Source organism: Nostoc sp. WHI (assembly GCF_015714725.1).
GTDB lineage: Bacteria > Cyanobacteriota > Cyanobacteriia > Cyanobacteriales > Nostocaceae > Nostoc.
Genome location: NZ_WBKM01000105.1, coordinates 1 through 11,525, shown reverse-complemented (window position 1 = coordinate 11,525; position 11,525 = coordinate 1). Strand labels below are relative to the sequence as shown.

At 42.5% G+C, this 11,525-nt stretch carries 13 protein-coding genes; 4 read left to right on the top strand and 9 right to left on the bottom strand.

All coding sequences use genetic code 11. The features are described 5' to 3' along the window. The 7 genes from F8S12_RS40470 to F8S12_RS10330 all read right to left on the bottom strand — a co-directional run. A partial coding sequence (locus tag F8S12_RS40470; protein ID WP_230967927.1) for a hypothetical protein occupies positions 1–235 on the bottom strand: 235 nt, incomplete at its 3' end. 58 nt (positions 236–293) lie between these two features. Next, positions 294–932, bottom strand: a complete 639-nt coding sequence (locus F8S12_RS10355) for a restriction endonuclease subunit R (RefSeq protein ID WP_196516216.1) — start codon at positions 930–932, stop codon at positions 294–296. A 5-nt stretch (positions 933–937) separates the two neighbouring features. Next, positions 938–1,393: a DUF29 domain-containing protein gene (locus F8S12_RS10350; protein ID WP_196516215.1), complete on the bottom strand. Its 456-nt coding sequence runs from the start codon at positions 1,391–1,393 to the stop codon at positions 938–940. 20 nt (positions 1,394–1,413) lie between these two features. Then, entirely contained in the window at positions 1,414–2,520 is a 1,107-nt protein-coding gene (locus F8S12_RS10345) for an ABC transporter ATP-binding protein (RefSeq protein WP_196516214.1), read from the bottom strand. A gap of 56 nt (positions 2,521–2,576) precedes the next feature. Then, positions 2,577–2,822 (bottom strand): hypothetical protein, encoded by a 246-nt coding sequence (locus tag F8S12_RS10340; protein WP_196516213.1) that lies wholly within the window; start codon positions 2,820–2,822, stop codon positions 2,577–2,579. Positions 2,823–2,924: 102 nt separating this feature from the next. Then, complete coding sequence (locus F8S12_RS10335; RefSeq protein ID WP_196516212.1) at positions 2,925–3,143, bottom strand: type II toxin-antitoxin system HicB family antitoxin; 219 nt, start codon at positions 3,141–3,143, stop codon at positions 2,925–2,927. Between the two features lie 25 nt (positions 3,144–3,168). Further along, positions 3,169–3,897, bottom strand: coding sequence for a GUN4 domain-containing protein (locus F8S12_RS10330; RefSeq protein WP_196516211.1), 729 nt, complete (start codon positions 3,895–3,897; stop codon positions 3,169–3,171). Positions 3,898–4,173: 276 nt separating this feature from the next. On the opposite strand from F8S12_RS10330, the gene F8S12_RS10325 reads away from it, so the two are divergent. From F8S12_RS10325 to F8S12_RS10315, 3 genes are all read left to right on the top strand, one after another. Beyond that, positions 4,174–5,595 carry an NADP-dependent isocitrate dehydrogenase gene (locus F8S12_RS10325; RefSeq protein WP_196516210.1) on the top strand — a complete coding sequence of 474 codons (1,422 nt, stop codon included), beginning with the start codon at positions 4,174–4,176 and terminating at the stop codon, positions 5,593–5,595. A 300-nt stretch (positions 5,596–5,895) separates the two neighbouring features. Then, on the top strand, positions 5,896–7,389 hold the full coding sequence (locus F8S12_RS10320; protein ID WP_196516209.1) for a hypothetical protein: 1,494 nt from the start codon (positions 5,896–5,898) through the stop codon (positions 7,387–7,389). A gap of 380 nt (positions 7,390–7,769) precedes the next feature. Continuing rightward, positions 7,770–8,525, top strand: coding sequence for a superoxide dismutase (locus tag F8S12_RS10315; RefSeq protein WP_196516208.1), 756 nt, complete (start codon positions 7,770–7,772; stop codon positions 8,523–8,525). Between the two features lie 173 nt (positions 8,526–8,698). On the opposite strand, the gene rsmG is transcribed toward F8S12_RS10315, so the two are convergent. Next, a complete protein-coding gene (gene rsmG, locus F8S12_RS10310) occupies positions 8,699–9,436 on the bottom strand; it encodes a 16S rRNA (guanine(527)-N(7))-methyltransferase RsmG (RefSeq protein WP_196516207.1) in 738 nt (245 codons plus the stop codon). Between the two features lie 87 nt (positions 9,437–9,523). Continuing rightward, a complete protein-coding gene (locus F8S12_RS10305) occupies positions 9,524–10,198 on the bottom strand; it encodes an ABC transporter ATP-binding protein (protein ID WP_196516206.1) in 675 nt (224 codons plus the stop codon). Between the two features lie 314 nt (positions 10,199–10,512). Between F8S12_RS10305 and F8S12_RS10300 the strand changes: the two genes are divergently transcribed. Next, positions 10,513–11,469: a Sll0314/Alr1548 family TPR repeat-containing protein gene (locus F8S12_RS10300; protein WP_196516205.1), complete on the top strand. Its 957-nt coding sequence runs from the start codon at positions 10,513–10,515 to the stop codon at positions 11,467–11,469. The last annotated feature ends 56 nt before the right edge of the window (positions 11,470–11,525 follow it).

The following is an 11,525-nucleotide window of genomic DNA, read 5'->3' as shown; positions in this document are numbered from 1 at the left end:
ACACAAGTCTAATTACCCCCCTTAATCCCCCCTTGTAAAGGGGGGAAACCGGAAAATCTTGTTCCCTCCCCTTTGCAAGGGGAGGGTTAGGGTGGGGTAATTCGAGAACTGGTAGTGATTCGATAACTTGTGTGTACACCGTAGCCCTTAAAAAGGGGGGGAATAATCTTTTCAAAGTCCTCCTTTTTAAGGAGGATTTAGGAGGATCTGAAATTTTTGATATATTACCGGACACTTTTCAAACAACCTCTTAGACGCAGATGTACATCCCCACAAATATCCATCTGAGTTTTCTAACTAGTTGGAGAAATCACTAACTGACTCAGGCGTTTTAAAATTCTCAGAACATCATATAATTCATTGTCAGGATTTCGGAGTTCAAAAACTTTAGAGGTAGCGTATCTTAGAGTTTCTCCTTTAACTAATTTCAGAAACATAAAACTTCCTCCTGTGGCAATCATGCCAAAACTAGGCTTTTCTGGGTAAGGGTTGGCTAACATATAAGCTAAGATTTGAGCTAGTCCAGCTTCTACAGAAAAAGTTGCCCGTTTGGATTCAATCACCATCACCCAAAATTGTTCTTTTAAAACCAACGCATCCAAACTGCCTTTGATAATAGTATTTTCATCTGCTGCGTAAATTTCTATAGCTTTTTCCGATTTAACATAAAACGGAGCTAAATAAAAGTCACTAATAAATAAAAGTGGGTCTAATACTGACATTTTGACAACATTTTCAAGCATGGGTGGATACTTTAGTAAATTAAAATATCCTGCCTGAACTTTGTCTAATTGTTGTTTTTCTAGTTCAGTAATCTCAAGTAAATTATCTTGCCATTCTCGAAAAAATTCTTGATTCCGAATTAGCTGGAGTCCAAATATAGTTTCTAGTTCTAGTAACGTTATATCTTTCGATTGAAGTATTTGTACCATAATTGTTAATACCAATTCTCATCTAAAATTTGTTCTAAAGAGCCAATGGGTATTATTGGGAATGTTTCAACGGGAAGTTGGGAGCGATCGCTTGCTTCTGTTCTTGCTTGTTGATAGCATTCATCAAAAATTTCTAAAATGTAAGGCTTTAGGCTAGGACTATCTTTAAGTTCATCCTTAATATCTCGGCGAAATGTTCTGATTTCTCCTTTCCAATGTCCTTCATTTCGCTCTTGTTCCACATCCCAGTATTTGAGTTTCAGCAGATGTTCTAGAAGTCGAATCAACAAACTTTTGATTGTTCGCTTCTCACGTCTGCCCATACTCTCCAACTCTTCAATTAAGTTTTCTAAATCAACAGATGCAAACTGTCCAGCACGAAGTTGATTAATACTTGTTCTAAGCCAAAGGTAATAATCTTGGTCGTATAACGTCTGAATTACTGGTTGGATTGATGTCATAATAATTCATAATTATTTGGTTATTCTTGAGGTAATAATTTGTCCCCAGTTTTGGGATCAAACACAAACAACTGATTTAAATCGAGTTGTAAAGAAAGGCGATCGCCTGGACGCAAACGCACATCCCCACCTACTTGAATATTCAACACCACAGTTGAACCAGGTAAACCAGCACGGATCAAAGTTTCTCGTCCCAAAGGTTCCACCACTTTTACTTCAACCGATAAAAGTGCTGAGTTGTGAGTACTAAGTTCTGAGTCGGTGTTGATTTTTATATGCTCTGGACGAATTCCCAAATCAAAAGTTTGTCCTTGACGCAGATGTAACTTCTCCCTTATGAGTGCTGGAATTGCTAACAACTGCCCACTGACATCAAAGCCATCATTTTGATAAATTGCAGGTAGAATATTCATTGGTGGACTACCTAAAAAAGTTGCCACCATTTGATTAGCAGGACGGGCATAAATACTTTGCGGATCGCCAATTTGTTGAATCCGTCCGTGATTTAGCACCACAATTTTATCAGCCAAAGTCATCGCCTCAACTTGATCGTGAGTGACGTAAATAGTTGTAATGCCCAATTCTTGATGTAGTTGTTTCAACTCTGCCCTTGTATCGTCGCGCAATTGGGCATCTAAATTAGATAAAGGTTCATCTAGTAAAAATACTTGTGGTTCACGGGCGATCGCTCTTCCTAATGCTACTCGTTGTTGCTGTCCCCCAGAAAGTTGTTTGGGCTTGCGATCTAGCAGATGATCCAGAGAAAGCGATCGCGCCACATTCAACACCCGTTCTTGAATAATTTTTCGATCAACCTTCCGCATTTGCAAGCCAAAGCCGATGTTTTGAGCCACACTCATGTGAGGATAGAGAGCGTAGTTTTGGAACACCATCGCCACATCTCGTTGTCTAGCTGGGATATTATTTACTAAGCGATCGCCAATAAAAAGTTTACCTGATGTAGCAGTTTCTAAACCTGCGATCGTTCGTAAAATTGTTGACTTTCCACAACCCGATGGCCCCACTAAAACCCAAAACTCGCCATTAGGGATTTCAAAAGTAATGTCCTCGATAGCGGTGACATTATTAAATCTACGCTTAATTTCTTCTAAACGAACGTTTGCCATTATGCGATTTGATATTTTCAGTTTGGGATCTGCGGCAAGCAACCTCCAACTCAGCACTAGGGACTTTTATCCGCCCCCTCTGAGGAACTGTGAGGCTGCTTTGTAAGTGCAGAAACTTGGTTGTCCTGCACAATTCTAATCAGAAATCTTAAAGCTTCATTGACGGCATCGGCATTAGGAAAAACCTCTGCAACATCAGGTTCTAAACGAATTGTTGTCTTACCAAAGCTCTTTCGTTCAGAGCCGAACTTTCTGACCCTTAGGCTCTTTAAGTCATACTCTGATCGCAGATCGTCTTCCATTTGTGGCTTACCCTTCTTTATATGCTTCTCGCTCAGATGGTCTGATGTTTTAAAAGATTTATTGGCGCTTTGTTTTCGTCCCACTCGAACTTCATTGAATTACTAAATCACTACCTTTTGAATACCTACAAATTCTGGTATTCTTTCATCAATTTCTGATTCTAAACAAAGTTCAATCACTTCTTTCATATTAGCCATCAACTCATCAATTGTTTCTCCCTGACTGTAACAGGCTTTTAACTGAGGAACTTCTCCGACATAGTAGCCATCTTCATCCCGTTCAATAATGACGTAAAATTCGCGCTTGGTGGAATTTATCATAATTTATTTGTACGTAGGCTCAAAATCATTTTTCTAGATTCTTTAACCAAGCCGGGTGAGAGAGTAAAGAAGCAAAGACTCGCACCCCCCGAAGTTGATTAGAGAGAGGTAAATGACCTCTAGGCGCACTCAAATCCCAGGTAAACTCGTTAGGGTATCGCGTCCATTTGTTACCTTCTTTCCAGCCAATTTTTGGCCAGAAGTTATCCCATTTTTTGCCTAAACTTAACCAAATTTCTCGCTGCACTGAAAAGCCAAACTTGCCTTCGGAATGAACTAACCATAGGTTGTTAATTGTTTGCAAGTCAACAGCCGAGGAATTTTCTACCTCAGTAAAATACAACCATTTTCGTTGAACAGCCGTTGGCCCTGATAGTTCACACATTTTCTCTATAGTCACGCGATCGGCAGCTTGGAAGTCTTGAACAGCTAGTAGACGTTGCAAAGAATTGTAATTAATCCCGCACTCTGATTTTAGAGGTACAATTCCCTCAGGAAAACAAGAGAGCAGAAATTCTTTGACTTGAGGTGCATCAGAGTTGTAGAGGACTTGGTAGGCTTTGCCATCAACCCAAGTCGCCGGGTTATCACGTCGTTTCAGTAAAAATTCCATCAACACGTCTAATCCCTCATTACCCAATTCAGCTAACTGTAGGATTATTTGTTGCTGGACTTTTTCAGACCCAGCGATTAACGATCGTCGGAGGGAGTCGATGTCATTAGCAGGGACTGATAAAATCATTGGGTCTGTCATGCCATTACTTGTGTTAGCGGTCAGTGAAAGAACGGTAGACTATCAGCATTCTCCAAGGCGAAGCACTGATAGCGAAAAGTAGTTTACTATTTTTGATCGTACAAAATTGCGATCGCTTCACTGAAATCCCACACTTAATCCCCAAATAATGTACAAGGGGAATAGGGGGAAAATCTGCGCCTCATGACTTGGTGAACAAAAGACACAGCACAATTTGCAAGCCTGCCACATAAGGTTTTTTTGACTAGCAGCGTATCGATTAGGAGTGTGTGAACTATGTACGACAAGATTACCCCCCCCGTAACCGGAGCAAAAATCACCTTCAAAAATGGTGAAGCGATCGTACCAGACAATCCAATTATCCCCTTTATTCGCGGTGACGGCACAGGTATAGATATCTGGCCTGCTACCCAAAAGGTGCTAGATGCTGCGGTAGCAAAGGCATACAAGGGTCAGCGTCAAATTAGTTGGTTCAAGATTTACGCTGGAGATGAAGCTTGTGATTTATACGGAACTTATCAGTATTTACCTCAGGATACTCTCACGGCAATTGAAGAATATGGTGTAGCTATTAAAGGCCCTTTGACTACCCCGGTCGGCGGCGGTATTCGTTCTTTAAATGTGGCACTGCGGCAAATTTTTGACCTGTATGCCTGCGTGCGTCCTTGCCGCTACTATGCAGGCACACCCTCACCCCACAAAAATCCCGAAAAGCTGGATGTAATTGTTTATCGGGAAAATACGGAAGATATTTATTTGGGTATTGAGTGGCGACAGGGTAGTGAAATTGGCGACCGCTTAATTAAAATTATCAATGAGGAACTAATCCCCGCTACCCCAGAACATGGGAAAAAACGGATTCCCCTTGATTCTGGCATTGGTATCAAACCCATCAGCAAAACTGGTTCCCAGCGCCTAGTCAGACGTGCCATCAAACACGCTTTGCTATTGCCCAAAGACAAGCAACAAGTAACTTTGGTGCATAAGGGCAACATCATGAAGTATACCGAAGGCGCTTTTCGTGATTGGGGTTATGAATTAGCAACCAGCGAATTTCGCCAAGAAACGGTCACTGAACGGGAATCTTGGATTTTGAGCAACAAGGAGAAAAATCCTAATATTTCCTTAGAAGAAAACGCCCACCAGATTGATCCTGGATTTGATGCCCTCACCCCAGATACAAAAGCGGAAATTGTCAAGGAAGTTGAAACAGTTCTTAACTCAATTTGGGCAACCCACGGCGATGGCAAATGGAAAGATAAAATTTTGGTGAATGACCGGATTGCTGACAGTATTTTTCAACAAATCCAAACCCGACCGGATGAGTATTCGATTCTGGCGACAATGAACTTGAACGGCGATTACTTGTCTGATGCTGCTGCTGCAATTGTTGGTGGTTTAGGAATGGGGCCAGGAGCAAATATTGGTGATGCTAGTGCCATATTTGAAGCTACCCACGGCACCGCACCCAAACACGCCGGCTTGGATCGGATTAATCCTGGTTCACTGATTTTGTCTGGTGTGATGATGCTGGAGTTTCTGGGCTGGCAAGAAGCCGCAGACCTAGTTAAGAAAGGTTTAGCGGATGCGATCGCCAACAGTCAAGTCACCTACGATTTAGCAAGGTTACTAGAACCACCAGTTGAACCCTTAAAATGTTCTGAATTTGCCGAAGCGATAATTCAGCATTTTGGTTAGATAGCGAAAACTCTTAAGAAGCAGCAAAACAGGGTTTTCTCGCTGGCCTCTTAAGAGTTTTTTTGTATCTAAATGTAATAGGCATTTTCAGAAATTAAATAAGTAATATTTTTAACTTATATGTTCAATCCTCTATCGAGGGATAGATTGACCCACTAGCAACCTTATATTATCTTGCTAACTGCATACCTACTACAAAAGGTATTTCAAAGTTATTTCTTATAACTGATACGTCAAGAACTTACAGAGCAGGATTTTCAGCGCTTAAAACCGGATCAAACTAAATTAGGAGTACTCTATATGCCCAGATTAACTGTTTCTTTTCCCCCGCTCATCGGCACCCCTGGTTCCGATCTAGTGACAGGTCAAGAATCCAATAACACCTTGCCAATTGGCAATGACGACTTCTCAGCAAACATTGGCATTGAAATTCTCCAAAATGGAGTCATTAATACTCTATCAGGTAACGACACTATCGAGGGTAATGCGATCAGCGATGAAGGGCTAGTAAATGGCACAGGCATTGCTAACAGTGGCATTATCAATGCAGGTAAGGGAGACGATAATATCTCTGGCACAGGTACTGGCGGTTTTGTGCCTAGACTTGATTTCACTGGTACAGGTATCTTTAATACTGAGGGCGGCTATATTAATGGAGGAGATGGAAAAGATTTAATTTCCGGAACCGGAACCGGAGGATTAGAGGGAGAAGGCATTCCTACAGGCATCCATAATACTCAGGATAGCCGCATTGATGGAGGAAAAGGGGACGATTTGATCTCCGGAACTGGAATTTCATTTGGAGAACTTGCAGGCCCTGGTATAGGAATCTCTAACACTGAGTACAGCAGCATTAATGGAGGAGAAGGGAACGATTCCATCTCCGGAACTGGAACTGGAGCAGATGCAGGAGAGGGTATAGGCATCTCCAATAGTGGCGATAGCGTGATTAGTGGAGGGAAAGGAGACGATTCTATTACTGGTATTGGTAGGGGCAGGAATGCGTCTGGCGGTTTCAGATCATTCAGAGCTGGTGTAGGTATAGGCATCTCCAATGCTCAAGATAGCTACATTGTTGGTGGCGAAGGAAACGACTCACTCTCTGGCACAGGCATAGGCGGTGCAGGAGAGAGTTCCTTTTTTGGTGGTGACTTGGACGCAAATGTGGGTATAGGCATCATTAACAGAGCCAGCATTTCTCAGGGAACAGGAGACGATTTCATCTCCGGTATAGGTAATGGCGGCATTGCCGTCATCGACATTGCCGAGGGCAATGCCAGGAGCGGTGACGGCACAGGCATTGTTAACAGTGGCATCATCAATTTAGGCGATGGCAAAGATACCATAATAGGTAGTGGCATTAGCGGTGGTGTAGAAGCTATTGGTATAGGCATTCTCAATACTGATGGTATTATCTACGGAGGTGGAGGAGCTGATAGCCTGACTGGCTATGGCACCAGCATTGGCATTCAAGGCGGCACGATTGATGGCGGAAACGGTAACGATTACTTCAAAGCTCGTCGAATTGATGCTAGCAGTAATCCCGTTTCAGACCAAGGCGGCGTTATTGCCGATGTCTTCCTCAAGGGTGGATCTGGACGCGACACATTTGATGTTGGTTACGGTAATGCCACGATCAATGGTGGCTGGGGATGGGACAAGCTAATTTTGCCTGAGTTCAAAAATGATTACATTATTACAGGCAGCTCCAACAATTACACGATTCAACGTGATGACTTCACCCTTAGTGTCTTGAATGTTGAGCAAATCGTCTTTCTCGGCGTTTCTTCATAGCACATTATACTTGGCATTTTTTATCAGTAGACTGTGCCTTGGGTTCCTCGTTTAACACAAAAAATCCTTCACCAGAAGAGGAGAAGGGTAGGGATTATGTAGAGCTTGAACCCTACATAATCCCTACCCTTTTTTCCCAGCCCCCTGTATCTGATTTAACTGTGAGTGCTAGGCATTAGTCTACCTCAGTGGACTTCCCTACGGGACGCTACGCATAGCTTGCTTTTAAAACGTCTTCTTAAATACATTAAATTTATTGACAAAAAGCGCAGTATCTTAAACCGCCATAAATAATCCCCAATACCCAATTTTTTGTAGCCAGAATCTAAGAAAATGAAAACTGCCAATAGAGACTTAATAGATTCGCTGCAAAAACTTATATGACTGTTAATCGACGCCATTTCTTGGTTTTACTCGCAGCAGGTGCGGGTACTTTTACGTTAGATGCTTGTGCATTAGCAGAGAAATCTTCTGACGGAAAGACTGCAACTTCCGCCACAACAGCAAGCACAACAGGGGTTATCAAACTACCGCCTTTACCCTACCCCTACGAAGCACTAGAACCACACATTGATGCCAAAACAATGCAGTTTCATCACGATAAACACCATGCAACTTATGTGAAAAACCTGAATGCGGCATTAAATAAACACCCAGAACTCAAAAACAAAACTGTTGAAGAATTGTTGCAGAAACTTGACACAGTACCAGAAGATATTCGCAAAACAGTACGCAATAACGGCGGCGGTCATGTGAACCACTCAATGTTCTGGAAAATTATGAAGCCGAAAGGTGGAGGGGAACCAACAGGAGGTATAGCTTCCGCTATTAATCAAAATTTTGGCAATTTTGCAGCTTTCAAAAAACAGTTTAACGAAACTGGTGCTGGTCGTTTTGGTAGTGGCTGGGTTTGGCTAGTCCGTAACAAAGATGGCAAGCTGGAAGTAACATCTACAGCTAATCAAGATAGTCCCCTCAGTGAAGGCAAATATCCCATCTTGGGTAATGACGTATGGGAACACGCGTATTATCTCAACTACCAAAACCGCCGCGCCGATTACTTAGATGCTTGGTGGAAGGTGGTTAACTGGGATGAGATTAACAAACGGTTTGCAGCAGCAAGTAAATTTGCTTAATAAGTAGGTAGACAAAATTAATTGCACAATGTCATTGCGAAGGTCGCAAAGCGGAATGAAGCAATCGCAGGTGTTTGGGATTGCGTCGGAAGCCTCGCAATGACCTTATAATATGTAATTAATTCTGCACAGGTACTTAAAGCGACAAAGAAAAATTTCTCCTGCCGCTCCTGTCAAAGAGGCTTTTGAGCAGGTATACCAGTAGCACGGGGAAATTCAACTGGTGTGGCGGCTACCTTCCGCAAATACACACAGTGCCGGATGCTGTGACTCAGGGGTGTTGTAAATTTTTCGATTGATTCAATGACACCACCCAACTGGTTCACAGCATTCTGCAAAGCTATTGTTTCATCTTCTGCCCAATTACCACGATAAATTACCGCTAAACCACCCAGTTTGAGCAGTGGTAGCGTATATTCTGCACAGACAGAGGCTACCCCAACAGCGCGGATCAGGGCAATATCATAACTTTGTCGATACTGGGGGTGCTGACCAATTTGTTCAGCCCTATCAACAAGAGTTTTGGTATTTGTAAGGGCAAGTTCAGTTAAGATTTTTTCGATAAAAGTAATTTTTTTCCGGGTTGAATCCATCAAAGTAATTGTGCAATTAGGTGCAGTAATTATCACTGGAACACCGGGAAAACCTGCACCTGTGCCAATATCAATCACAGACGTACCATCAGTGAGAGATGGGATAAATTGCCCTTGTGGCGCAATTCCCCGTAGGGAATCCCAGAGATGTTTTTCCCAAAACTCCTGGGGGTCAGTGATGCGAGTTAAATTTAATTGGCGGTTACCTTCTAGAATTAACTCATAAAGCCTTTGGAATTGTGCTTGCTGTTGGACAGTTGGTTGCCAATTGAGAGTTTGATGCCAAATTTCTGTTATTTCAGGCAATAAGTTTGTCATTGGGCAATTCAATTTTGGATTTTAGATTTTAGATTTTAGATTAAATTTCAATCCAAAATCTAAAATCCTTGCTCCCCACTCTCCCTTTCATCCGGCTGGTAGAGGTTCTTTAACTTTCGATTCTAGTGTCTTTGGGTCAACTGATTCTAGTTCACCGTGGTTGAGTGTCCAGCAACGGTCTGCGATCGCTAACATATCCCCAGCATCGTGTGTCACTACCAATAGTGTCCAATCTTGTTTCAGTTTCGCTAATAAATTTACCAGTTGCCGACGCATTGACCAATCCAACCCAGCCGTGGGTTCATCTAACAACAGCAAATTTGGCTGGCGAATCAATTGCACTGCCAAAGCTAAACGCCGTTGCTGACCACCACTCAAAGCATGGGGCGCTGCGGAAAGCGATAAATGCTCCAATCCCACCTCACTCAACGCCTGTTTCACTCGTTCTGACCCTAACTCAGGATGTCCTAAACGCAATTCTTCTAAAATCGAACCACCGCAAAAGTGTCGTTCTGGAAACTGAAACACCAACCCCGCCAATTGTTGTAGCTGTTCAGCGATGAGTTCTTGTTCCCGCCAGAAGAGTGCGCCGGTACTGGGTTCGGCTAGTCCTGACAAAATTTCTAGTAAAGTACTTTTACCAGAACCACTCGGGCCAATAATCAAACCTAGCTGCTGGGGTGCTAATTCCAAGTTGATCGATTTGAGAATCGCTGTTGGGCACGCTGCGGGGTGATAAATTAGATTTCGGAGATAGAGCATTTGTTAAGATTACCAAAAAGTCAGCGATTTACTGATTAACTACACCGAGAGCAACTGGAAAATTCTAGAACAATTTATAGTAGATCACTTGCCTTAACACCCTAATCTAGCAGCAAGAATCATCCATCTTCTCTCCATTGTGGCAGACTCACCCTTAAACAATGGCTACAACAAGCCTGGGAACATGAAAAAATTACTCAAGTCAACCTTAATAGAAAATTTTGGCTGAAGCAGAGCCAACTTCAAATTAACCATTTTTTGCATTTTAAGTAACACATACAACTATTTCAACCGCATTTATTCTGAGGGTTAAAATGACTAAAAGATTTTCTTCGCTTCAACTAATAGTGTTTGCGAGGCTCACTAGCGTTGCTCAATCGGCTTTTGGGGCTGCGTTCGCCTTTGGCGTTGCCCCTTGGGCAATCGCACTTAATCTGTGGGTAAATCCCTCCCTAGCTGGCGATCCATTTCGGACTAGCGAACCTCATCCAATTGGCGACCAAACAGAAGCAGCTTTTAAAGCGATTTTCCAACAGGGCAACTATTCAGCAGCAGAGCGTTATTTGCAACAAGCTCTATCCAAAGAGCCTAATGAACCTCTAGCTTATGCCATGAAGGCATCTTTAGCATACGGAAATAAGGATTGGGCTAAACTAGACACCTACAGTCAGAAAACCCTAGAAACCGGACAAAAGCTGATTTCTAGCGACCCATTGCGTGGTAATTTATACACTGCTGTTGGTCATTTTTTAGAGGGAGCGGTAATTCTCACGCGTGAGGGTACAGTCAACGGTGTGCCGCAAGCCTTTGGTCGGTTGCGGCAAGTATATGAATATTTAGACAAAGCCGAAGCAATTTCTGCCAACGATCCAGAATTGAATTTAATCAAAGGTTATATGGATTTACTGTTGGCTGTGAACTTGCCTTTTGCTAGCCCAGATCAGGCAATTGGACGCTTAGAACAAAATGCTGCTCCTCAGTATCTTGTGGATCGGGGTATTGCTCTTGCCTATCGGGATTTAAAAAGGTATTCACAGGCACTAGAGTATGTCAACCGGGCGATAAAAACCACATCTGATAATCCAGAAATTTATTATCTCAAAGCTCAAATCCTCAAAGAACTGGGGAAAAAAGAAAAAAGCCAGCAACTTATCCAGGAAGCGATCGCTAATTTTGATCAAGCATTGACTAAAAAATCTCAACTCCCAGGTGATTTAGTCAAACAAATTGAAGGTGAACGTAAAAATGCTGTTAGCTTAAATAATCTATAGGGCATTGGGCATTGGGCATTGGGCATTGTAGATTATTCTCCCCATTCCCCATTCCC

Bases quoted from the DNA above. Each gene is read 5' to 3' on its own strand.
- F8S12_RS10350 (WP_196516215.1), bottom strand. From the start codon at position 1,393: ATGACATCAATCCAACCAGTAATTCAGACGTTATACGACCAAGATTAT.
- F8S12_RS10340 (WP_196516213.1), bottom strand. From the start codon at position 2,822: ATGGAAGACGATCTGCGATCAGAGTATGACTTAAAGAGCCTAAGGGTC.
- rsmG (WP_196516207.1), bottom strand. From the start codon at position 9,436: ATGACAAACTTATTGCCTGAAATAACAGAAATTTGGCATCAAACTCTC.
- F8S12_RS10325 (WP_196516210.1), top strand. From the start codon at position 4,174: ATGTACGACAAGATTACCCCCCCCGTAACCGGAGCAAAAATCACCTTC.
- F8S12_RS10320 (WP_196516209.1), top strand. From the start codon at position 5,896: ATGCCCAGATTAACTGTTTCTTTTCCCCCGCTCATCGGCACCCCTGGT.
- F8S12_RS10345 (WP_196516214.1), bottom strand. From the start codon at position 2,520: ATGGCAAACGTTCGTTTAGAAGAAATTAAGCGTAGATTTAATAATGTC.
- F8S12_RS10335 (WP_196516212.1), bottom strand. From the start codon at position 3,143: ATGATAAATTCCACCAAGCGCGAATTTTACGTCATTATTGAACGGGAT.
- F8S12_RS10305 (WP_196516206.1), bottom strand. From the start codon at position 10,198: ATGCTCTATCTCCGAAATCTAATTTATCACCCCGCAGCGTGCCCAACA.
- F8S12_RS10315 (WP_196516208.1), top strand. From the start codon at position 7,770: ATGACTGTTAATCGACGCCATTTCTTGGTTTTACTCGCAGCAGGTGCG.
- F8S12_RS10300 (WP_196516205.1), top strand. From the start codon at position 10,513: ATGACTAAAAGATTTTCTTCGCTTCAACTAATAGTGTTTGCGAGGCTC.
- F8S12_RS10355 (WP_196516216.1), bottom strand. From the start codon at position 932: ATGGTACAAATACTTCAATCGAAAGATATAACGTTACTAGAACTAGAA.
- F8S12_RS10330 (WP_196516211.1), bottom strand. From the start codon at position 3,897: ATGACAGACCCAATGATTTTATCAGTCCCTGCTAATGACATCGACTCC.